At 36.3% G+C, this 23,878-nt stretch carries 23 protein-coding genes; 20 read left to right on the forward strand and 3 right to left on the reverse strand.

The window, feature by feature from the left end; genetic code table 11:
• The first annotated feature begins 22 nt into the window (after positions 1–22).
• The 5 genes from rlmD (at position 23) to Q0983_RS04955 (ending at position 4,388) form a co-directional block, all read left to right on the forward strand.
• Positions 23–1,450, forward strand: a complete 1,428-nt coding sequence (gene rlmD, locus Q0983_RS04935; protein ID WP_299549643.1) for a 23S rRNA (uracil(1939)-C(5))-methyltransferase RlmD — start codon at positions 23–25, stop codon at positions 1,448–1,450.
• Between the two features lie 72 nt (positions 1,451–1,522).
• Positions 1,523–2,050: a DUF6452 family protein gene (locus Q0983_RS04940; protein WP_299549646.1), complete on the forward strand. Its 528-nt coding sequence runs from the start codon at positions 1,523–1,525 to the stop codon at positions 2,048–2,050.
• Entirely contained in the window at positions 2,016–2,744 is a 729-nt protein-coding gene (locus Q0983_RS04945; protein WP_299549649.1) for a DUF6048 family protein, read from the forward strand. Before Q0983_RS04940 ends, Q0983_RS04945 begins: the two co-directional genes overlap by 35 nt.
• A 108-nt stretch (positions 2,745–2,852) precedes the next feature.
• Complete coding sequence (locus tag Q0983_RS04950) at positions 2,853–3,872, forward strand: DUF3500 domain-containing protein (protein WP_299549652.1); 1,020 nt, start codon at positions 2,853–2,855, stop codon at positions 3,870–3,872.
• Between the two features lie 33 nt (positions 3,873–3,905).
• Positions 3,906–4,388 carry an NUDIX hydrolase gene (locus Q0983_RS04955; RefSeq protein WP_299549655.1) on the forward strand — a complete coding sequence of 161 codons (483 nt, stop codon included), beginning with the start codon at positions 3,906–3,908 and terminating at the stop codon, positions 4,386–4,388.
• 105 nt (positions 4,389–4,493) lie between these two features.
• Here the strand turns inward: Q0983_RS04955 and Q0983_RS04960 are convergent, their stop codons facing one another.
• A complete protein-coding gene (locus Q0983_RS04960) occupies positions 4,494–5,651 on the reverse strand; it encodes a class I SAM-dependent RNA methyltransferase (RefSeq protein WP_299549658.1) in 1,158 nt (385 codons plus the stop codon).
• A gap of 151 nt (positions 5,652–5,802) precedes the next feature.
• Here Q0983_RS04960 and Q0983_RS04965 point away from each other — a divergent pair, with 151 nt between their 5' ends.
• The 3 genes from Q0983_RS04965 to Q0983_RS04975 all read left to right on the forward strand — a co-directional run bounded on the left by Q0983_RS04965 (position 5,803) and on the right by Q0983_RS04975 (position 7,759).
• On the forward strand, positions 5,803–6,534 hold the full coding sequence (locus tag Q0983_RS04965) for a class I SAM-dependent methyltransferase (protein WP_299549661.1): 732 nt from the start codon (positions 5,803–5,805) through the stop codon (positions 6,532–6,534).
• A 45-nt stretch (positions 6,535–6,579) separates the two neighbouring features.
• On the forward strand, positions 6,580–7,254 hold the full coding sequence (locus Q0983_RS04970) for a ZIP family metal transporter (protein ID WP_299549664.1): 675 nt from the start codon (positions 6,580–6,582) through the stop codon (positions 7,252–7,254).
• A gap of 76 nt (positions 7,255–7,330) precedes the next feature.
• Positions 7,331–7,759 carry a DUF4268 domain-containing protein gene (locus Q0983_RS04975; RefSeq protein ID WP_299549666.1) on the forward strand — a complete coding sequence of 143 codons (429 nt, stop codon included), beginning with the start codon at positions 7,331–7,333 and terminating at the stop codon, positions 7,757–7,759.
• Between the two features lie 260 nt (positions 7,760–8,019).
• Here Q0983_RS04975 and Q0983_RS04980 read toward each other — a convergent pair whose 3' ends face one another.
• A complete protein-coding gene (locus tag Q0983_RS04980) occupies positions 8,020–8,400 on the reverse strand; it encodes a transcriptional repressor (protein WP_299549668.1) in 381 nt (126 codons plus the stop codon).
• A gap of 81 nt (positions 8,401–8,481) precedes the next feature.
• On the opposite strand from Q0983_RS04980, the gene Q0983_RS04985 reads away from it, so the two are divergent.
• The 9 genes from Q0983_RS04985 to Q0983_RS05025 all read left to right on the forward strand — a co-directional run bounded on the left by Q0983_RS04985 (position 8,482) and on the right by Q0983_RS05025 (position 18,133).
• Positions 8,482–8,880 carry a MerC domain-containing protein gene (locus Q0983_RS04985; protein ID WP_299549671.1) on the forward strand — a complete coding sequence of 133 codons (399 nt, stop codon included), beginning with the start codon at positions 8,482–8,484 and terminating at the stop codon, positions 8,878–8,880.
• 9 nt (positions 8,881–8,889) lie between these two features.
• Positions 8,890–9,543 (forward strand): GTP cyclohydrolase I FolE, encoded by a 654-nt coding sequence (gene folE / locus Q0983_RS04990; protein WP_299549674.1) that lies wholly within the window; start codon positions 8,890–8,892, stop codon positions 9,541–9,543.
• 10 nt (positions 9,544–9,553) lie between these two features.
• Positions 9,554–10,243, forward strand: coding sequence for an ABC transporter ATP-binding protein (locus Q0983_RS04995; protein ID WP_299549677.1), 690 nt, complete (start codon positions 9,554–9,556; stop codon positions 10,241–10,243).
• 23 nt (positions 10,244–10,266) lie between these two features.
• Entirely contained in the window at positions 10,267–12,765 is a 2,499-nt protein-coding gene (locus Q0983_RS05000) for a TonB-dependent receptor (RefSeq protein WP_299549679.1), read from the forward strand.
• Positions 12,766–12,770: 5 nt separating this feature from the next.
• A complete protein-coding gene (locus tag Q0983_RS05005) occupies positions 12,771–14,216 on the forward strand; it encodes a DUF3526 domain-containing protein (protein ID WP_299549682.1) in 1,446 nt (481 codons plus the stop codon).
• A gap of 2 nt (positions 14,217–14,218) precedes the next feature.
• Positions 14,219–15,565 (forward strand): DUF3526 domain-containing protein, encoded by a 1,347-nt coding sequence (locus tag Q0983_RS05010; protein WP_299549685.1) that lies wholly within the window; start codon positions 14,219–14,221, stop codon positions 15,563–15,565.
• A gap of 1 nt (position 15,566) precedes the next feature.
• Positions 15,567–16,631 (forward strand): M14 family metallopeptidase, encoded by a 1,065-nt coding sequence (locus Q0983_RS05015; RefSeq protein WP_299549687.1) that lies wholly within the window; start codon positions 15,567–15,569, stop codon positions 16,629–16,631.
• 227 nt (positions 16,632–16,858) lie between these two features.
• Positions 16,859–17,578 (forward strand): hypothetical protein, encoded by a 720-nt coding sequence (locus tag Q0983_RS05020; RefSeq protein WP_299549690.1) that lies wholly within the window; start codon positions 16,859–16,861, stop codon positions 17,576–17,578.
• A gap of 201 nt (positions 17,579–17,779) precedes the next feature.
• Entirely contained in the window at positions 17,780–18,133 is a 354-nt protein-coding gene (locus Q0983_RS05025; protein WP_299549692.1) for a hypothetical protein, read from the forward strand.
• A gap of 121 nt (positions 18,134–18,254) precedes the next feature.
• On the opposite strand, the gene Q0983_RS05030 is transcribed toward Q0983_RS05025, so the two are convergent.
• Positions 18,255–20,462 carry a DUF5916 domain-containing protein gene (locus tag Q0983_RS05030; protein WP_299549694.1) on the reverse strand — a complete coding sequence of 736 codons (2,208 nt, stop codon included), beginning with the start codon at positions 20,460–20,462 and terminating at the stop codon, positions 18,255–18,257.
• Between the two features lie 106 nt (positions 20,463–20,568).
• Here Q0983_RS05030 and Q0983_RS05035 point away from each other — a divergent pair, with 106 nt between their 5' ends.
• The 3 genes from Q0983_RS05035 (at position 20,569) to Q0983_RS05045 (ending at position 23,856) form a co-directional block, all read left to right on the forward strand.
• The gene (locus Q0983_RS05035; protein ID WP_299549697.1) at positions 20,569–22,239 is read left to right on the forward strand and encodes an alkaline phosphatase PhoX; all 1,671 of its coding nucleotides are present in this window, start codon (positions 20,569–20,571) and stop codon (positions 22,237–22,239) included.
• A 36-nt stretch (positions 22,240–22,275) separates the two neighbouring features.
• Positions 22,276–23,481, forward strand: coding sequence for a GTP-binding protein (locus Q0983_RS05040; protein ID WP_299549700.1), 1,206 nt, complete (start codon positions 22,276–22,278; stop codon positions 23,479–23,481).
• Positions 23,482–23,547: 66 nt separating this feature from the next.
• Positions 23,548–23,856, forward strand: a complete 309-nt coding sequence (locus tag Q0983_RS05045) for a heavy-metal-associated domain-containing protein (protein ID WP_299549703.1) — start codon at positions 23,548–23,550, stop codon at positions 23,854–23,856.
• Positions 23,857–23,878: the final 22 nt, after the last annotated feature.

Here is a 23,878-nt window from a genome sequence, read left to right on the forward strand (position 1 = left end):
CCGCTATTGTTATTTTTGTAGGATGTCCAGAAGAAATAGAAAACAGGTATTTACCAACGTAGAAGTTATTGATGCCGGGGCGAAAGGAAAAACCATTGCCAAAGCACCGGATGGTAAAGTGATTTTTTTACCAAATGCCGTTCCGGGTGATGTGGTAGACGTACAGACCCTTAAAAAACGTAAAGCTTATTACGAAGGAAAAGCCACTGTTTTCCATAAACTTTCCGATAAAAGAACCGAACCGGTTTGCGAACATTTTGGAACCTGCGGTGGTTGTAAATGGCAACACATGCGCTATGAGCACCAATTGCATTACAAACAAAATGAAGTATTAAATAACCTGACCAGAATCGGACATATAGAATTACCTCAGGTTACTCCTATTTTAGGTTCAGAAAAGCAATACTTCTACAGAAATAAAATGGAATTCTCTTTTAGCGATAGCCGTTGGTTAACACTTGAAGAGATCCAAAGTGATGCCGACTTAGGTGATAAAAATGCCCTGGGATTCCATATACCGGGTATGTGGGACAAAATTCTGGATGTCAAAAAATGTCATCTCCAGGAAGCTCCGTCAAATGCCATAAGAAACGCTGTTAAACAATTTGCCGTTGCTAATGGTTTTGAGTTTTTCAACACCAGAAATCAAACCGGATTATTGCGTACCATGATGATCCGTACGGCAACTACCGGAGATATTATGGTATTGATCCAGTTTTTTAAAGACGATAAAGACAAACGGGAACTGTTGCTTGATTTTCTTGTTGAAACCTTTCCTGAGATAACCTCATTGTTGTACGTAATCAATCAAAAAGCTAACGATACCATTTATGATCAGGACATTGTTTGCTACAAAGGAAACGACCATATTTTTGAAGCCATGGAAGGCTTACGCTTTAAAATAAATGCGAAATCCTTTTATCAAACCAATTCCGAACAAGCCTATGAGCTTTATAAAATAACCCGGGATTTTGCCGGTTTAACAGGTAATGAGCTGGTTTACGATCTATATACCGGAACGGGGACCATTGCGCAATTTGTTTCAAAACAAGCGGCCAAAGTTATTGGAGTTGAGTCAGTTCCGGATGCTATTGCGGCCGCCAAAGAAAATGCACAATTAAATAATATAAATAACGTTGAATTCTTTGTGGGTGATATGAAACAGGTATTCAATTCGGAATTTATTGAAACACACGGGCAACCGGATGTGATTATTACCGATCCGCCGCGTGACGGTATGCATAAGGATGTGGTACAGCAAATATTAAATATTGCTCCGAAAAGAGTGGTTTATGTTAGTTGTAACAGTGCTACTCAAGCCAGGGATCTGGCATTAATGGATACCATTTATAAAGTAAAAAAAACACAAGCCGTAGATATGTTTCCACAAACACATCATGTGGAAAATGTCGTACTTTTGGAGAAGAGATCGGCCACCGATAGTAATTAAAAAGAGATTGTCATTCCGCACTCCTGTACCGAGCTAGTCAAAGTATGATGCGGAATCCATTTAAAATAGAGAATGAAACACATTAAATTGATCATCATCCCGATTATGGCCCTGATAATTGGAATCACCATAAGTTGCGAACGTGATGATATTTGTCCCGAAAGCACCCCAACCACGCCTAGATTAATTGTTGATCTATACGACAAAGACGACCAGGAAAACCAGAAGAATGCCTTTGGCTTATTGGTGGTAGGTGTTGGCAATGAACAAGTCCTGCCGGGATATGTAGTAGTCACTGCAGATGACCTTATACTTCCGCTTAAAACCGATGCAAGTCCGACCCAATACCGTCTTATACTCAATGCCGAATTTGATAACGATGGCAATCTAACCGGCGGAAACGAAGATATTATCACTATAAATTATGTTCCCGAAGAGGTCTATGTCTCTCGCGCCTGTGGTTATAAAACCATTTTTAAAAGTGTGGAGCTTATTGTGGAACCGGACAGTGATAATTGGTTAACCCTGACACCAACAAACCTGACTAATAACGAACCTGTAGAAAATGAAAACGAAACGCACTTTAACATATTTCATTAGTATAGCGGTAATGATACTGTTTTGTGTGTCCGTAAATGCGCAGAATGACAGTATCCCGAATGCCGTTAACGATTCTCTTAAAATAAAACATAAGTACGGGCTCAGGCTTGGAGGTGATATTGGCAAACTGGCACGCTCTTTTCTGGATGATGACTATAAAGGTTTTGAGGTTGCTGCTGATTTCAGAATTAAAAGAGACTTATATATTGCCGGCGAATTGGGTTTCGAAGAAAAAAATACCATAACCGACTATTTGGATGTAACCAGCTCAGGTTCCTATCTAAAAGCCGGTATTGATTATAATATGTATGACAACTGGCTGGATATGGACAACATGATCTTTGCCGGATTTAGAGTGGGTGCCAGTTCCTTTGGTCATGATCTAAACAGCTTTAGTATATACAGTACCGATCAATATTGGGCCCCTCAATTCACCTCAGATACGGTTCAGGAATTTAGTGGCCTGACCGCTTTTTGGGCAGAACTTATTTTAGGAATGAAAGTAGAGTTGTTCAACAATCTGTTTATGGGGCTCAATGTACAGTTGAAAGTGTTAGCCAGTGAAACGGAACCTGATAATTTTGAAAATATCTACATTCCGGGGTTTGGAAAAACATATGACAGTAGTGGTTTGGGAACCAGTTATAGTTATACACTGTCCTACAGAATTCCGCTTTATAAGAAAAATAAGTAACCTGGCGGTTCACGAAAACCAACAGAAACTATTAAAACTCAGGGTATTTTAGATAAATAACGTAACTTAGGGTATTCATCAACCTGACCTACTTCTAAAATTAAGCTCATGAAAAAACTAATACCCGTTATAGTTAGTGTATTTACAGTCTTTTTATTACTATCCTTTAGCTACCACAAAAGCAAACACGTTATTAAGTTTTTAGATTGTTTAAATGCCGAGCAATTAGAAAAAGTGAGCCTGCCGTTTGATGATACTTCCAGAGTATCATGGCATTTTTTACCAAGTACCATGTACCCCCGCGAAGGCATAACCTTTAAAGAGCTGAATGAAAAACAAGAAGCCGCTTTCTTTAAAATGCTAACCTATTTTTTAAGCGAATCCGGTTACAATAAAACTAAAAAGATCATCAATCTGGAAAATGTTTTGGTAGAATTGGGGGGTGATCCGGAATTCAGGGATGCCAAAGCTTATTATATTGCTGTTTATGGGAATCCGAGAGAAGACAACCTATGGGCCTGGTCTTTTGAAGGACATCATATTTCATTGAATTTCACTGTAAAGGATCATACGATCAGTGCGGCACCCCGATTTTTCGGAGCCAACCCGGCTATCATCAAAGAAGGCAGTAAAAAAGGACAGCGTACACTTCACAGAGAAGAAAAATTGGCCTATATGTTGCTAAAATCTCTAACCGATGAACAAAAGAAAGTAGCTATTTTTAGTGATGTGGCTTTTAATGAAATTGTAACCTTCCACGATACTAAAGTATCCCCTTTAGCCCCCGCAGGAATTAAAGCCAATGACTTAAATGAAGAGCAAAAACAAAGATTAAAAGCGCTCATTTATGAGTATTTAAGCGCCTTGCCTGATGCACTGGCTCACGCCCGTGAAGATAAAATTCACAAAGAAGAATTTAATGATATTAGGTTTGGTTGGGCAGGAAGTACGGAAAAAGGGAAACCGCATTACTACAGAATTCAGGGCAAAACCTTTTTAATTGAATTGGATAACACCCAAAACAATGCCAACCATATACATTGTGTCTGGCGCGATTTTGACGGTGATTTTGGCAGGGATATTATCAAAGAACATTACAAGAACTCACAACATCATAAACAAAACTAGACATTAACGCTGTATTGATTTTGTGGTAAGAAAATGATTTTAAAGAATAGCAAAGGCGACATTTTCCAGGATTTTATAGAGGTAGAGGAAACTGATGTTTCCAAATTCAGTCCACTCACCCATTCTCTGGCCGTTGCGGAACACAAGGGAAACTACCTGCTGGTTTTTAACAGGTTTAAAAAACATTGGGAACTCCCCGGAGGATTAATCGATAAGGGAGAAAGTCCTCGCCAATGTGCCATTCGGGAGACAAAAGAAGAATCAAATCAGGAACTTTCAGAAGTCAGGTTCCTGGGCATCATGACATTTGATTTTCAGCCTGATCACAGGGTAAAAGAAAGGCGGATGGAATTCGGTACGTTGTACTTTGGCAACATTAAAAAGATACTCGATTTTGAGAAGAATAGCGAGACATCGAAACTATGTTTCTGGGATGGGAAAGCAGACATTGGTACGATTGGGCCCTTCGATGCCAAGCTTATAGAATTGGTTAAGGAAAAGATAAACGCTCTTTAAAAACCCTACATATACTACGTCATTGCGAACGAAGAGAAGCAATCCCTTCCTGGTAAGAGCTAAAAAACCAACAGATTACTTCGTCGAAACTCCTCGTAATGACAACTATTTCATATACTTCCCCTTTTTACTACCTTCATACATAACATATTTCACCAAACGTGATTCCAGTTTTGCATTGTAAAGCTGTATTTTTCGTGAAGGACGTAACCCAACATGTTTTAACGCATCCAGGTTAGAAGTAATAAACCAGGCATCTGTTCCCGGGTATCTTTGTTTAAGCGTATCCCCAATGTTTTTGTAAAACTGCTGCATATCAATATTTAAGCGCTCACCGTATGGCGGATTAAACACCATATGTAACTTACCGCCACCGCCTTTTTGGGTTTTAAAGAAATCTTCATGCTTTACGGTTATAAAATCCTCTAACTGGGCATTTTTCACATTGTCTTTGGCCTTATATACCGCACTCGGTGCTTTATCGTACCCAATGATCCTATGATGAAAATCGCGTGTTTTTTTAAGAAGCGATTCCTCTATTTTTTCAAACAGATCCACGTCCCAATCCTGCCAGCGTTCAAACGCAAACTCTTTACGCATCAGATTTGGCGGAATGTTACAGGCTATCATAGCCGCTTCGATAAGCATGGTACCGGAACCACACATGGGATCCATAAAATCCGATTGGCCGTCCCAACCCGATAACATGATCATACCTGCTGCCAATACTTCGTTAATGGGTGCAATATTGGTAGCCGTTTTATAACCGCGTTTATGGAGCGAATCTCCCGAAGCATCCAAAGACACCGTGCACTGATTACGGTCAATATGCACGTTGATCTTCAAATCGGGGAATTTTAGATCCACATTGGGCCGTTGCCCGGTATTATCTCTGAACCTGTCTACAATGGCATCTTTGGTTTTAAGCGCAATGAACAAGGAATGTTTAAACAAATGAGAATGGATAGTAGCATCAACCGCCAGGGAACCTGAGGATTTCAAGTAGTTTTCCCAGGGCATTTTGTATATGTTGTTATACAGGTCCTGTTCATTATGTACTCTAAACGTATGGATGGGTTTTAAAATTTTAATGGCCGTACGCAATCCTAAATTAGCCTTATACATAAAGCCTTTATCTCCTACAAAACTTACATTTCTCACGCCTTTTTTAACGTCTCTTGCTCCAAGTTGTATGAGTTCGTTTGCCAAAAGATCTTCAAAACCAAATAAAGTTTTGGCCACCATTTTGAAATTTTCGTCCATGTTTTACTACTACTTATTTGGTTAGCTCAACTATGTTGCAAAAATAGGGTAATTTTCTTCTGTATAGATGAAATTCTTAAATGAAAAAAATCACGTACTTTTGTGTTAAAATTGTGTTAACAGAAATTGGGTAACGCCATAAAAACGATTAATGATAGCAGATACAACTACATGGTTTTCTTCCTGGTTTGATACACCATATTATCACATTTTATATAAAAACAGAGACGATACCGAGGCCCATGCCTTTATGGATACGCTTACTAATTATTTGAATATTCCGGAGCACGGCACTATCCTGGATCTGGCTTGTGGTCGTGGACGGCATGCCCGCTATTTAAATAAAATAGGGTATGATGTTACGGGTGTTGACTTAAGTGAAAACAGTATTGCCTATGCCAAAAAGTTCGAAAATCACAGGCTGAAATTTGATGTGCACGATATGTGTAAGCCATACAACAAGCAATTTGACGCTGTGTTTAACCTGTTTACCAGTTTTGGCTATTTTGATGATGATGCGGACAACCTGAACACCATTAAAGCCATAAAGGCTAATTTAAATGAGACCGGTTTTGGGGTCATTGATTTTATGAATAGCGAGTTTGTTATTGATAACTTGGTGCCTGAAGAAATAAAAATTGTTGATGATATCACCTTTAACCTGAAACGTTATGTTGAGGAAGGCCATATAATTAAAGACATCCGTTTTACCATTGACGGGCGTCTATACAATTATCAGGAACGGGTTAGAGCATTTACTTTAAACGATTTTGAAGCATTATTTAAAAAAGCCGACGTACATTTGCTTGATGTTTTTGGAGATTATAAATTGCACAAGTTCAGTGCTAAAACGTCTGAACGCCTGGTAATGATCTTTAAATAGGTCCATAATCAACATTAATCCGTTTTATTTGGAGTATATTTTTACATGAGCGATTATCTTTTTCCCTTTTTAGCTGTAGTTCTTGGCGTTGTAATTGCAAGTTTTACAAAAAACAGTAAATCCTGGAACACCAAACTCCTGCTCTCATTTAGCGGAGCTTTCCTATTGGCCCTGACCCTGTTTGAGTTATTACCGGAGGTGTATCATCATTTAGATGCCAAACTTACCGGATTATGCATTATGTCCGGTATCATGCTACAAATCATATTGGAATTGTTTTCCAAAGGAGCGGAACACGGGCATGTACACATTCATAAAAACAACAATTCGTTTCCGTGGTTACTCTTTATAAGTCTGTGTATACACAGCTTTTTAGAAGGGTTTTCCATTCATGAACATAATGATATGGTATATGGTGTATTGGTGCATAAATTGCCTATTGCCATTATGATTAGTATGTTCCTGTTCATGTCTAAATATAACAAATTTCAGATTGCAAGCTTCTTAATTATTTTTGCCTGTATGACACCTTTAGGGACCTTGATTTCACAAACCTGGGAAGCCGTGGAAAGCACAGTACATCTTATTAATGCCATAGTTATTGGAATCTTTTTTCATATTTCTACTACCATACTATTTGAAAGTAGTGATGGACATAAATTCAATATGTCAAAATTTATAGCCATTATTTTGGGGGTTGGGATTGCGTATTTAATTTAAAGAAAACAGAGTAAAGAATAAAGACGCTTTTGTATTATTGTCTTTTTTCTATGCTCTTTTATCTATTATCTATTTCATGTTTAGCAAAGAAGAATCAAGACTATTACGACAAGAATTCTGGACCAGTTTTGGAAAATCCTTTCCCCGTAAATGGATTTTATATAACACCAAACTGAAAGGCTTTAGTTTTAAATTTCATTTCGATACTAAAAAAGCCCTGGTGGCTCTGGACCTTGAAGACGATTTAGAACATCGTATAAAATACTGGGAAAAACTTACAGCACTTAAATCCATTTTATTAAATGAATATTTACCGGAAGCCATTTTTGAAGAGGACTATATTCTGGAGAATTACAAAGAGGTTTCCAGAATTTATGTGCCTTTAGAGCAAAAAGTATCTATCCATAATAAAAATTCATGGCAAACTGTTATGGAATTTTTCAATGAAAAAATGAGTTTGTTTGAGGCTTTTTTTATAGAGTATAAAGAGGTAATTGAGTCTTAGTCTTAAGCCACTAATTCACGAATAATACGGTATTATAACCCATAACCCCTGACCTCAAATACGAAATATTTCAATCTTTCCATTCAACATGACATTCGAACATAATCACTTAAATATTTGTGCATTCGTGGCAAAAAAATGTTGAAAATTAAATTAACTACTACTGACTTCACAGAATGTAACTTGTAGTTTCAATCTCTTTAACCTTTCAAAATCATCAACAATAAATCCGTTGCCTTATTCAACAATTTTGGCCGGTATTAAGCACAACACGCTTCACATTTTCCCTGAATTAAAATTTGTGATGCCATTACTTTTCTGTTAGGTAATTTTGGAATCGTTACATTTATATCTAAACAATCCACCTTACCACAATCCAAACATTGAAAATGAGGATGCACATCTATATGTCCTGATTTTGAGCAACCGCTGCATTTTGCATACCATTTAATGCCTTTTTTACCTAAAAACGAATGCAGCACGCCATCATCTTCAAGTTTATCCAAAACCCTATAAATAGTAGTCTTATTCATTTGAGAACTGAGACGCTTAACTAATTCTTTAGCAGAAATGGCACCAGAATCTTCTTGAAATTCGCCTAGCAAGAGTTCCAAAGATTGTGTTTTTCTAATAATTCCCATAAAGCAAATTTATTACAACTATGTTGCAATAACAAATCATATACTTATATTTGCAACTCAGTTGCATTAACAAACTCATCAATGAAATTATTGTTGCAAAAATCAGATACTTTAGGAGCATTTTCAAGTGCATTATGCTTGGTACACTGTCTTGTTACTCCAATACTTTTTATTGCCCAGGCTTCATCAGTTTGCTGTAGTGCTTCTGTACCTACATGGTGGAAATCTATTGATTACCTGTTCTTGATTATTTCCTTTTTTGCGGTATATCGCTCCACACAGACCACATCGAAAGACTTTATGAAACCGGCTTTATGGATTTGCTGGATAATCTTGTTTTTTGCCATAATAAATGAGCATTTACAAGTCATTCATTTACCTGAAATATTTACCTATGTCCCAGCTTTAGGCTTAGTTGCTCTTCACCTATACAATTTAAAGTATTGCCAATGTAATAAAGGGCCATGTTGTACCAATTAATTAAAAAAAATGGAAAAAGAAAAAATTGATTTTATAGGTGACAACCATATATCAACCAATATTGCCACCCCTTTACTGGAAAATGCCTTTGAAAAATCTGATGATGAAAAAATAGCTAACATTCAGCACTATTTTCAAAAGATCATGGAAGAATTGGGCTTAGATATTACTGATGATAGTTTATCAGGAACTCCGTACCGGGTAGCCAAAATGTATGTGAAAGAGCTTTTCTATGGATTAAACCCAAAGAATAAACCCAGGCTTTCAACTTTTGATAACAAATATGGCTACAAGAAAATGTTGATAGAGCAAAATATAACCATAGACTCTGCTTGTGAGCATCATTTTTTACCAATAACGGGTTATGCTCATGTAGCTTATATCCCGGAACACAAAGTAGTTGGTCTTTCTAAAATAAATAGGTTGGTAGATTATTATGCGCACCGCCCTCAAGTTCAGGAGAGGCTATGTATACAAATCCTGAATGATTTACAGGAAGCTTTAGAAACCGAAAGTGTCATTGTTATGATTACAGCCAAACACCTTTGTGTGTCTTCCAGAGGTATAAAAGATAAAAATAGTTTCACTACCACAATAGAATTTGGAGGTTGCTTTGAAAACAAAATATACCGAGATGAATTTTTAAATGTAATTAATAAGTAAAATAAACATTATGCTAAAAGCTAATAAGCTAAGTATGCAATATGATGATACATTGGCACTTAAGGATTTAAGTTTCACAGTAGCACCTGGCGAAATTTTTTGTCTATTAGGACAAAACGGAGCAGGTAAAACTACTACTATTAATATTTTTTTGGGATTAATAGAACCCACCTCCGGAGAAGCTTTAATAGATGGTGTTATTGCTAAGAAAAAATCAGTAAGAAACACCTTAGCCTATATCCCTGAAGTTGTTCAGTTGTATGGTAATTTATCGGGCTTGGAAAACCTGGACTATTTTAGCCGATTGGCGGGTTTTATTTATACCAAAGAAGGACTTAAAAGCTTATTAAAAAAAGTCAACTTACAAGAGGAAGCTTTCAATAAAAGACTGGTTACTTATTCTAAAGGTATGCGCCAAAAAGTAGGTATAGCCATAGCCATAGCTAAAAAGGCGTCCTACATTTTAATGGATGAACCAACCTCTGGTTTGGATCCTAAAGCATCCGTAGAATTCGCTGAAATATGTAAAGAATTATCAGCTAATGGCGTTGGTATTCTAATGACAACCCATGACATTTTTAATGCTGTGAACATAGGATCTAAAATAGGAATCATGAAAGAAGGCTTCCTGGTCCATACTACTGATACTTCAAAAATATCTGCCGAAGAATTACAAGAATTATACATAAAAACTATTTAATAAACACAAACAAATAATTAAAAATGAACTTAAGAAATGTAGCGCTTGTTATTGCTTTCTTCGCAATACAATTAGGCTTTTCACAGTCTAAAGTATCCGGAAGAGTTTTAGGTGAAAACAGCACGCCGATACCTGGAGCAAATATCATCGTATCAGATAATGCGCAGACTAAAAAAGGAACAACTTCAGATTTTGATGGAAATTTTAGTATAGAAATAAAGGCTGGTGGCATTTATAATTTACGCATCACTTATATTGGTTATGAAACCTACGAAACCTCTATTGAGCTATCTGAAAATCAAGACAAATCATTAGGAAATATTACTTTAAAAGCTTCTTTTGAATCCTTACAATCTGTAGAGATTGTTGGACGAAAAAGAAAAGATTACAACAGTGATTACTCGTTTTCAGCTACAAAAATAGCTATCAAAAATAAAGAGTTACCACAAGCAGTTGCAACAGTTACAAAGGAGCTTCTAGCTGATAGACAAGCGTTTCAACTCACAGATGCGGTTAAAACAGTAAGTAATGTAGCACCTACTGGTTTATATAACCACTATAATATTCGTGGTATCACGCAAGCTGATGACGGGCAGGTTGTTAATGGCATGCGTACGCGTCAATACTATTTTCTACAACCAATTACGTCACACCTGGAGCGTGTAGAAGTAATTAAAGGGCCTTCTTCTGTAACTTTTTCTAGTGCAGACCCCGGTGGTACGGTAAACATAGTTACTAAAAAACCATTGACAGAAAAGCGCAGCGAAATTTCAATAGCGTCTGGAAGCTTTGGTACGTTAAGAACTACAGCTGATTTTACTGGGCCTTTAAACGAATCCAAAACATTACTGTATCGTTTTAATGTCGCTTATCAAGATGCAGACTCATTTAGAGATGTTGTAAAAAATAATGCTATTTTATTTTCGCCATCTTTAAGTTATATCCCTAATAGTAGTACTTCGCTTAATGTAGAAATGATTTATAACAATGCTGAAGGTAATTTAGATAGAGGTCAGCCTATTTTTGGTGCTATTAATGGTGCATATGACATCAATAGTACACCTATTACAATGAATGTTGGCGCATCAAACGACCACTACAAAACTAAAGAGCTTATGTTTATGGCTAACTTTAATAAAAAGTTTGCAGAAAACTTTGGTTTTAATGCACAGTACATGAAACAAACTTGGGATGAAGATTTAGCTGAACATAGAGTTGATGGTACAGCGGTTGATATTGATGGAAATGTGATTCCTACCTTGGCGAGAATGAGATATGATAAAAGACAACAATTTTGGGAAACCGATAACTTTAGTACGTATTTTAATTACGATATCAAAAAAGATAACATTACCAATAAAATTTTGGTGGGTTATGATGCTACGCGTTGGGAAAGAAAAATTGGAGCTGGATTCCTTCGTGCCAGACGATATTTAACAGTTAATGGAGGTCAGTCTAATTATGACTCATCTAATCCGGGTAATTTTCAACAAATGGTTGTGGACGGTGTCACTATGCCTGTACCCGCTGTTCCTCATTTTAATTTAGAAAACCCTTTTAATGGCGCCAGAAATACAAATGCTTATAACCTTGCTGAATTAACAATTCCAGCAAACTTAACAACCTCTAATGGTATCTATATTCAAAATCAATTTAAGATTGGTAAATTTTCAGCTCTAATAAACTTAAGGTATGAATGGTTTACAGACATTTTTGATTATGAAGGTGATGAACAAGAATTTAAAACCAATGCGCTTGTACCTAGATTTGGTTTGACCTATGAAGTTACAGACAATATTAGTGCTTATGCCACCTATTTAGAAGGTTTTCAACCACATACCAATACGGTGTCACTATCTCCAACAGCTGAAGGCTTCTTTTGGGGTGCATCACCAGGAAGGTTCGATCCTTTAGAAAGTAGCTTGAAAGAGGTAGGTGCCAAAGGTGAGTTCCTAAATGGTAAAATATTTGCAAACATTGCTTTTTTTGATATCATTCAAAAGAACATTTTACTGGGAGACACCTATGATTTAGATAACTTAACAACAAGAGGTGAGCAAAGAAGTAGAGGTTTTGAAATGGATATTTCTGGTTACGTAACACCAAATTTTCAACTTATAGCATCTTACGGTTTTACAGACGCTGAAATCGTAGAAGATGCCATAGAAGAATTTATTGGAGAACGCATTGGAGGCGCTCCAAAACATAATGGAAACTTTTGGGGGCGTTATGATTTTATGAATAAAACCTTAAGAGGCATTGGAATTGGTTTCGGTGCTCAATATGTAGACGAAAGATATACTTGGTACAACCCTACTTACGCTAGTGATAGAGTACTTTTACCTGATTACACCATATTTGATGCTGCCATATATTACAAGCCAAATAATACAGGTATCCAATTAACACTTAAAATAAACAACTTATTTGATGACACTTATTGGTTAGGTGGTCTTAACCCTTCCAGGTTAGGTCCAGGAGCACCAAGAAATATATTACTTAACGCTACTTATAAATTTTAGTATTCATGCGAAACGATGTTGTCGTTTTAATAGGGAAGCAGTTTTTCAAAAAGACCTTTTATACTAAAGGTCTTTTTGTGCTGTTAACGCTTTTTCTAATGGTTCTAAGCTATGTAACTATCAATGGCTGGAATGCTTACGAAAAACGCCATCATATTGCTGAACACCACCAAAATCAATCTAGGGAAAGTTGGGAAAATAACCCCGATAAACATCCACACAGGATGGCCCACTTTGGCACATTTGCTTTCAGGGAGCAACATCCTTTGAGTATTTTTGACTCCGGAATTGAAACCTACATAGGGAATTCTATTTATTTAGAAGCCCATAAACAAAATACAGCAAACTTTTCAGAAGCTAGTTTATCAACGGGCTTAGTGCGTTTTGGTGATTTAAACATCGCCCTGTTATTGCAACTCATCCTGCCCTTAGTCATCTTTTTCATTGGCTATGCTTCCATAACTTCTGAAAAGGAACATGGCATCCTTAAAATAATCTACCTTCAAGGAGCATCGATGCAACAAATACTACTTGGTAAAGCTTTGGGGTTGTTTTTGGTTTCAACCTTGTTCTTTATTCCTGCCTTAATCGCGTTATGGAGTATTTCATTTATTGAAAGTCACACCTTGAATAGTGGAGTTGTCATGCGTTCCCTTTTAATAACCGCTAGTTATGTCCTCTTTTTTATAGTCTTATGTTTTGTAACGGTTATTGTTTCGGCTAGAAGCGTTAGTTCAAACAAAGCCTTATTAAGTCTATTAGGCGGTTGGTTATTATTTTTTATAATCATTCCAAAAACGGCCCAAGTTATTGGTAATTCCGTATACCCTAATTTATCCAAGATTGAATTCAAAGCAGCTATTGAAGCAGAAGTGGCTAAACAAGGCGATAGCCATGACCCCAACGACCCCCATTTTAACAAGTTACGAGACTCCGTTTTAAAAGCTAATAATGTAACAGATGTTAAAGATTTACCCTTTAATTACAGCGGTTTTTTAATGAGTAAAGGCGAAGAACAAACAGCTATAATTTATGGTAATCAGCATAAAAAATTAATCAACACCTACAAAAAGCAGAATAGCATTACCAATAGTTTGGTGGTACTGAACCCATATCTGGCTATTAAAAATATATCCATGGGGCTATCTGGAACAGATTTTCATACCTACACTAATTTTTTATCACAAACCGAAACTTATAGATATGAGCAATCGCAGTACATGAACGACCTTCAAATGAAATTCATTAGTAATAAAGCTAAAGGTAGTGAAGGAAAAATTCATGTTGTAGATAAATCCTATTGGAGATCGGCACCAAAATTCAGCTATGAGTACTTACCGATATCTAAAACCATAAATCATCAAATAGTCGCCTTTTTTGCCCTTATCTTTTGGTTACTACTGGCTATAATAACCATGACCAAATTTTCTAATCGATTTAAATTTATTTAGTTGTGTATACCTTATTAATCAAGCATTTTTTTAGGTCTAAAACAGTATGGTTAGCATTTGGAATACTCATGGTGTTAGGTATGTTGAGTATTAGCACCGGGAAACAGTTTCTGTCACAACAACAAACATCCATTAACAAGACCATTGAGCAGCAACAAAAACATTTAGAAAGACAACGTAGTTTTCATAAAGAAGATATTGGTTTATTATCCTACTATCTAAAATTTTCATTTTTGAATCCCGTACAACCCTTAGCAGGTATTTCTATTGGGCAAAGCGATTTAAACTCCCATATACAAAATGTAAGTATTGTGGCTCTGGAAGGTCAAAAGCACAATACAGATTTGGTCAACCCCATGCGACTGCAGGTTGGGAATTTAGATGTTAGTTTTCTCATTATTTTTCTATTTCCATTAGTGATTATTGCCCTAAACTTTAACCTACTATCCGAAGAAAAAGAAAAAGGCACCTGGAAAATGATAACCATTCAAGCAAAATCATCTTTTAGTTATTTATTGGCCAAACTATCCGTTCGATTCGTTTTTGTTTGTCTTGTTTTAGGCTTACTATTACTAGTGGCTAAAGTGGTTTTAGGCATTCCGTTTACAAGTGATTTTTCGGCAATTATAATTATGAGTTACCTCTATACACTATTTTGGTTTGCGCTCTGTTTTTTCGTGATACTTTTACGAAAATCCTCAAATACCAATGCCATAGTATTATTAGCTAGTTGGTTATTATTAGTTGTTTTTCTTCCGGTACTCGTAAGTAATTATATTACAAACAAATACCCTATTGATGAAGCATTTACTATGGTCATCAAACAAAGAGACGCCTACCATCAAAAGTGGGATACTGACAAAAAAGAAACTATGGAAAGGTTTTATGAACACTATCCACATTTACGCAAATATGGGTTTAAAACCGAAGGATTTTCATGGTTATGGTATTTTGCCATGCAACAATTAGGTGATGACGACTCAAAAGAAGAACGAGCAGCTATGTACAACAAGGTAAAACAAAGAGAGGAACTGAGCAGAAAAATAGCGCAATTCTTTCCGCCTTTACAATTGCAATTATCCATGAATGATATAGCCAAGACAAGCTTAACCAATCACATAGATTTTTTACATGCTACCAATACATTTCATGAAAAAATACGTTTGGATTTATATCCCAAAATTTTTGAAGAGCATCATCCAGATACAGTAAATTTTGAAAAGCATAAGCCAGAGTTCTTTAAACCTGAAAGTAATTTTAGTTTGTTCAAAAACATGCTTTCAATACTTATCATTAGTTTTATTCTAATAGGCTTTGGAATTTTCAGAAACTTGAAATATTTTAGTTGATATGAAACTAAAATCTGTTGTTTTACTATTTTTTTTCGCCACAATTAAACTGGCATATGCTCAGTCGGCTTTCACGTTTTTTGGCACGGATATAAAACCAGGAACCAAACATCACTTTAAAATCCCTATATCAGATGACAAAGATTCTACCTTTATCCCCATCACCGTATTTCGTGGTGAAGAAGAAGGCCCTGTTTTAGGTATAACCGCAGGCGTTCATGGTTATGAATACCCTCCTATTCTTGCGGGGCAACGATTAATTAAAAGCATTGACCCGAAGACTTTAAAAGGTACGGTCATTTTGGTTCAAATAGCTAATGTAGCTAGCTTTTCTGGTAGGTCACCATTTATAAATCCATTAGACGATAAAAATTTAAATAGAACATTCCCGGGAAATAGCGAAGGCACCGTAACCGAAAAAATTGCAAACTTTATTAGCGAGAATGTTATCTCTAAATCAGACTACTTTTTAGATATGCATGCTGGTGATGCTTCCGAAGATTTAACATCGTATTCTGCCTTTTATAAGAATTCTACTATGCCCGAAGCTTCCCAAAAAGCAAAGGAAATGGCAGAAGCCTTGCTTTTTGACTATATCATTGTTTTCAAAACAGATGGAAAGGATTACGTAAAAAAAGATAAACCTAGTTTATACTGTTCTGCCGAAGCGTTCAAAAGAGGTATCCCTGCGGTAGATATTGAATGTGGTGGACTGGGTAAATCTGAAAAAGAAAAAGTTCTACAAGTTGAAAATGGCGTTCTTAACATGATGAATAAACTCGATATGACAGTAACAAATTCTGAAGTTATTAAGAAAAGTACCTATCAGTTTGTCAGTAACAGAGTATCTCAAGAAAGTAATCATGATGGTATTTTTTACGCTTCAAAACAATCAGGTGATTACGTTAAACAAGGTATGACATTAGGAGTAATCACAGACTATTTTGGAAATACCCTGGAAACTTTGTATGCCAAAGCTAACGGGGTTGTTTTATATATTGTTGGCACTCCACCTATAAATACCGGTGAAACTCTTGTTACCATTGGTGATATTGCAGAAAAGTGATGGTCTTAAGTACATTTTATTCCACGCTCATCGCAAATAAAATCTTCCAAAGCATAAATCGTATTTTTTTTTGGTTGAAATCATTGCTCTCCATTTCAATGATTCCAGACTCGTGATTCTGTAAATCGAAAAAATAAACGCAACTTGGTTGCGTTTAGAAAACAATATCTTATATTTATACAGGACATAATTGAATCTAATAATACATTAATCAAAAAATTTATATTATGCTACAAAGAAAATTTGACGAGATTGTTAAAAAAGAATACCCAAATGCCAAGGATGCTAAGGATACATCCATTCACTATTTAGGAAAAATGCAGTCAGAGCACAACATCGATATTTCTAAAGTGCTTATGGCCACATCCTTATGCTCTGATGATATCAACATACCATCTACAACATTCTTCAATGTATTATTTGGCCCATTCATTATGGGAGGACTTGGAGGTATTCCTTTTGTTGGGCAAACTGGTATGACAGCATTTGCACACCATATTCCAGATGAAGGAAGTGCTTTTATATTCTACGGACCTCATATAGGAATTACTTTAGAAGGGGAACTTGGTAAGATGTACCGACCAAGAATGGAAGAAAAAGGAAATTCTTGCGGCGCATTAATGTTGGCATTAAGCCGATTAGGAAATGATAGTTACTCACCTGTCTTGAATGATGACGATTATCAACAAATGAAATTAGAGGAAAGCTTACTACCTTATAGAGAAGACATTTTGAATAGCGATAATCCTCAAAAAGCCATTACTGATGCGACCTATAAAATTATCGACAAGAAAATTCATGAACACATTAAAACCTGTAAAGACGAATTTCCTGTGGACACTGTAACACTCTTAGGAGGGGTAATTATAAATACAGGCCACGGCATAGATGATTACTTTGATGCCAGAAACTTTGAAGTCATTGACCTAAAAGCTTATGAAAATTAGCATTTCCAATAAGGATGGTGTGGGTTCATTTCCGCACCATCTCAATACTATTACATAATGCGAAAATGCCTTTTCCTTTTATGTCCTACCGATTGCTTGGAATCTGTTATTAACAATAGGTTTAAGTACGAGAATTATTTTTACACATCACTGGGCAATTCTTTTATCTATGATGATGTAACAATAGAATATATAAAGCGAATGGTTAAAACTCATAATATCAGAGACATCTATTTTGTTCTTTCTACTGATAATCAAATTATTGTGGATGCCTTAGGAAATCAGGATTTTTCCGGTATTGGGAAGCTAAATTATTTTTATAACAACATTACAAAGCACAAGAAACAGTCTGAAATATTATCGCATAAAGGTAACCCCAAATTTTCGGTACTTTCTCATTATTTGAATATCAAGATAAAAGAATTACAACTGGAACTAAACAATTTACTAGAGCATCCCGTTAAAATACAAGGTAAAATTTATGACAGACAAAACGATCTATTTAGAGCTATCTATTCCAATTTAATTTGCTTGGAAAAGTATCATTTAAATTAATTGTATAAGTAATAGTTTATAATTCACTAATTATTGGAACACCTTCAATTAATTTATGGTTGTTGGTTATTGTATTGGAGGTGTTTCTAAATAGATCGTTTTTTCCAAATAAACACTATTACTAGAACTGTTTCACCAATGAAATCTTCGAAATAAACTGTTGCTCCTGAACAGGAGAAAATGCATCATTTAAATTAGAGTCATTAAATACCAGGTAAATAAAGGAAAGTGGCATGAACTCCCAGCTTGTCCGTACATTCCACCGCCCTTGCTTATCAAAACTGTTATACTGATAAAACGTTGACAATTGAACCCTTGGATTCAGAGCAAACCTCGACCCAACTGAAAAGAGGTTTGTAGACAAATTTTGTTGTGCCTGCCCTATATTTTTTAAATCATTATGTTCATAATCAAAGGTCAGAGCAATATGAGGAATCGGCGCTAACCTTCCCGAAGCTTTATAAGTTTGTCTTGTACCATCATAAAAATCACCAAAGTTATAGCTTCCGCTAACGGACCACTTTTTAGATCTATCGGTATAGTATCTTAATGTAAAACGTGTATAATAGTACTCATCTTGCTCAATTTGCAACCCTAAAGGCGCAAAATTAAAATTAATATTTTGCCATGTTGGGGTCAAAGAACATTCAAAGAAACTATTATCCTTAAACCACACGTAAACGGGAAAAATGTAGAGATTGGCTTGTTGAAACCTTCCGGGGTTTGTTGCATCGTGATTGTAACTGGCAAATACTCCCGGATCCCAACGCCTTATCCAATTTATTTTCCTGGGCCTCCATATATAATATCCTCCGGGATTATGACTAATTACGTTAGACTGTCTCACAAAGCCCATGGCGGGATTATATTTGGCATCCGTATAATCGGTTGACCAAGCGTAATAAAACTTATTACTTCTTCTACCTACAGAAACTCTTCCTGCGAAACCTGTCTCTCTTGTCCCTTCGTCAATTGACGATGTAAAGAGGTACTTAATATCCCATTGGCTGGTTGGTCTTATTTGTCCATCTACAGTAAGGGTTGTATTATTATTAGATTCCAAACCTAAGTCCTCAGAAGTATTATCCAAACGGTGGGTAACCATAAGTCCTATATTGTTTTCTTTACCATAATTTCGCAGATATCTGGCTACTCCAAAATTTGAAGCAGGGGAATTATCCGTCGCTCCTTGCCTCACCAAAAGGCCGGCAATTGCTTGTTTTTCTGTACGTTGCGTATATCTGGCCCCTACTTCTATTGGAGCCGTCTCGGCATTAAAGCTACCTTGTAAACCGATACGCCTACTAAAAAAAGGACGAATTGCTGTTTGGCTTCCTCCCGCCCAAATCCCTGAATTCTCGAGAAAAAACTGGCGTTGTTCAGGGAAAAAGATGTTAAATCGTTCCAGGTTATTTACAGCACGGTCCACATCAGCTTGAGCAAAATCAGTATTAATTGTTAAATCCAGTACGGAGTTTGGGTTTACGGCCCATTTTACATCGCCTCCCACTTTAAATTGATCCATGGAACTACTGGTATCATTATCAATATTATCATACTGATACAATGTATAAGGTTCTATACGAATGTTGGTTGAAGGTGGTGGCAATTCTATGCCGGTAAGTTTAGCCGCATAGGTCATCCTGTATGGTGTAAATGATTGTGGTATGGCCGGAAAAGTAGATACTTCCACGTCACGTCTGGCATACCTTACCATGGTTATTCCCCATGCTACAGGTTCATCAATTTTAGATTTGTTATATCGTAACGTTTTAAAAGGAATTGCAAATTCTGCCGTATAACCATCTTTTGTTCTGTGTGTACGGACTTTCCAAAGCGTGTTCCATCCCGTATCAAAACTATTGCCATTAAAATTCTGAAAATCGCGTTGATTTCCATAGGGTGTTGTTTGAAATGCCTGGGCATACTGTTTTAAGTTTTGCGGGTCTAATGCAACACCAAAAAGGTCATTTTCACCCCAGCTAAAATCTCTTCTGAGATCCTGAACCCTAATACCTTTTATACCCGCAGAATCTCTACAAAATGCTGCGATATATAGGTTTTTTTCATCAAATAAAAACTTAACTTCCGTTTGATGTTTAATGGTTCCGCCCTGACGTGGCTCTACCCGAAAAAAATCTGTAACAACTTCAGCTTTGTTCCAATCTTTTTCATCAATCCTGCCATCTACTACAATTTTACCATTAGCTTTGTTGACATGTATTACCGGAGGGGTTTCCGGTGGTGGGAAATTAGAATCGGAATTTTGAGCATGGCCAAATCCGATAATTAACAATAAAATAATTAAGGTTTTTGGGATGCCATTCATAAAAAACAGACCTTTAATTCATACAAAAATAATGATTTTGCTTACTAATGCAACTAAGTTGCGTTATATTTGCAAGGTATTACATAACAAATTATCCTTTTAGATTATGCCATACAATAGAAGAGAATTTATCTCCTTTTTAGGGAAAGCCGGTTTAGGAGCATTGACTATACCTCCTTTCCTTATAAGTTGTGGTAACACGGCCACGCCTACTTCAGACAAAAAACTTTCAGATGAACAGTTAAAAAAATTAAAAGACCTTGTTTTTGAGGGGTTATCGCCTTCAAACCAGGACGATCTGTTACTGGCCAAAGGGCTGGATTACCAAATGGTGATAAAATGGGGCGATAAAATTAGTGACAAAGACACCTTTGGATTTAACCCCGATTTCACTTGTTTTATTCCTTTAGATGAACGTAACCCTAAAGATGGCTTGTTATGGGTAAACCATGAATATGCCAATCCGTTTTTTGTTGCCGATTTTAATAATCATGCTAATCCACCGGAAAAAAGAACCAAAGAACAAGTGGATAAAGAAATATACAACGTTGGTGGAAGCATTGTAAGAATTAAAGAAGAGCACGGTGTTTGGAAAGTGGTAAATAACGATCCTCATAATCGTCGCATCACAGGACATACTCCCATTCCGTTAAACTGGGATGCTCCAATTGAAGGGAAAAGTGAAATCATTGGAACAAATAGTAATTGTTCCGGTGGCATTACCCCATGGAATACATTTTTAACCTGCGAGGAAAACTATCAGGATGTTTTTGGTGACACTTTGTATGATGAAAATAATGCTGCAACCAGAACACCAAGTATTTGGGGTTGGGAACAATTTTATGATTACCCTCCGGAACATTATGGCTGGGTTGTAGAAGTGAACCCTAAAGATGGAAAAGCTCAAAAACACATTGCCTTAGGACGTTTTGCCCATGAATGCTGTACCTTATATGAATTGGAAGACAAACGTGTTGTTGCCTATTCAGGAGACGATAAAAAAGATGAACATCTGTATAAGTTTATTTCCTCTAAACCGGGCTCTTTAAAGGAAGGGACCCTTTATGTTGCCGATACCATTAATGGGAAATGGCTTGCCTTAGATTGGGAAAATGAGCCTGTTCTCAAAAACAAATTCAAAGATCAAACCGAAGTTTTGGTAAGAGCTAGAGAAGCCGCAAAACTTTTGGGAGCAACCCCTTTGAATCGACCAGAAGATATTGAAATAGATCCCATTACCGGGAACATTTTTGTGACCCTGACCAACAATAAGCCTAAAGGGGACTATCATGGTTCTATTTTAAAAGTAGAGGAAACCGAGGGCAAATTTGACGCCCTAACTTTTAAAGCTTCTACTTATTTGGCTGGCGGGAAAAAAAACGGATTCTCCTGTCCCGATAATTTAGCTTTTGATCTATCAGGTAATCTCTGGATGACTTCAGATATGTCCGGCGATGCCATGAACAGAAAAGGCAAACCATACATGCCTTTCAAAAATAACAGTTTGTTCGTTATTCCCAGATATGGAAAAGATGCCGGGAAAGTAATTCGGATGGCTTCAGCACCTCGAGATGCTGAGCTTACAGGCCCCTGGTTTTCACCTGATGGAAAAACCCTGTTTTTAAGTGTACAACATCCAGGGGAACAAACAACTGATAAAAATAACCCAACAAGTAAGTGGCCATTTGACAAGGATGGAATTCCAAAACCTGCCGTGGTTGCCATTACCGGTGACTTGATAGAGAAATTGAATAACCTGAATCAGATTGAAGTCTAACTTAAATTATAAAACCTTCTTAGAGATTATTTTAAAATGAAAAAACTACCAGTTACTGTATTAAGTGGTTTTCTTGGCGCAGGAAAAACTACATTGCTTAATCACATATTACACAATAAAGAAGGCTTAAAAGTGGCGGTTATTGTTAATGATATGAGCGAAGTTAATATTGATGCGCAATTTATTGAAAATGAAAACACACTTTCCAGAACCGAAGAGAAATTGGTTGAAATGAGTAACGGCTGTATCTGTTGCACCTTACGTGAAGACCTTATGGTAGAAGTAGAAAAATTAGCGGCCCAAAATAAGTTTGATTATTTGTTAATTGAAAGTACCGGAATAAGTGAACCCATTCCTGTGGCTCAAACCTTTAGTTTTGAAAGTGAAGATGGCACCATTGATTTAAGTCGTTTTAGTTATGTGGATACCATGGTAACAGTGGTAGATGCCTTCAATTTTTTAAAGGATTTCTCTAGTCCGGATTATCTGGCAACAAGAGCACTTACCGATATTGAAGGCGATGATAGAACTATTGTTAATTTACTTACGGACCAGATTGAATTTGCCAATGTCATTATTATTAATAAAGTTGACCTTGTTTCACAGGATGATTTAGAAGAACTTAAGGCCATCATAAAATCGCTGAATCCTGAAGCTCAAATGATAACCACCTCACAATCTGAAGTGGCATTACAAGATGTTATCAACACGGGGTTATTCGACTATGCGAAAGCAGAAGCCTCCGCAGGATGGATAAAAGAGTTGGAAAATGAACATGTTCCTGAAACGGAAGAATATGGTATTGGGTCCTTTGTTTTTAGAAGTAAAAGGCCGTTTCATCCGGAGCGTTTTCTAAACTATCTCAATCAGGAGTTTCCTCAAAATATCATTAGAAGTAAAGGACTGTTTTGGTTAGCATCACGGTCAAAACAAGCCCTCATTTGGAGTTCAGCGGGAGGGTCTTGTAAAGCAGACAATGCCGGAGTTTGGTGGGCGTCCATGCCTTTTTCAGAACGAATTAATTATGCTGCTTTTCTGGACAATCAAAAGCAAATAGAGTCTGGTTGGGATGCTACGTTCGGAGACAGAAAAATAGAGCTGGTTTTTATTGGTCAGTACATTCAAAAAGAAAAAATGATTGCCCGATTAAACGATTGTTTGCTCACAGATTTAGAGGTAAGGCTTTGGGAAAAAAACGAATTTTATCAAGAGGACAAATGGCCGATACCGATTTATAGTTAATGGTGATGTTGGTATCCTATGATAGAAACAAAAAAAGTAATGAAGTAATGAATTAATAATTAAAAAATGAAAAAAATAATTTTAATAGTATTGGTTTCATTATCAGTGGTATCGTGTAATCGAATAAAACCAGAAGAAAGAGTATTGTTAAAAGGGGAAGATGATGCTGTATTGGTTATAAATACGCCTAAAGCCAGGTGTCATAAATGTCAAAAAATAATAGAAGAAGGTCTGCAAGATATAAATGGAGTAAGCCAATCTATTTTAGATTTAAATACCAAAAAAGTTTCTATTGTTTACGCTCCGGAAAATACAACACCTGAAATACTTAGTTCAACTGTTGAAAAGTTAACAGAACAGATACCTTGTAAGTAGCCCAAATTAGAAGAAATATAAA

Source organism: Seonamhaeicola sp. (assembly GCF_028281565.1).
Lineage (GTDB): Bacteria > Bacteroidota > Bacteroidia > Flavobacteriales > Flavobacteriaceae > Seonamhaeicola.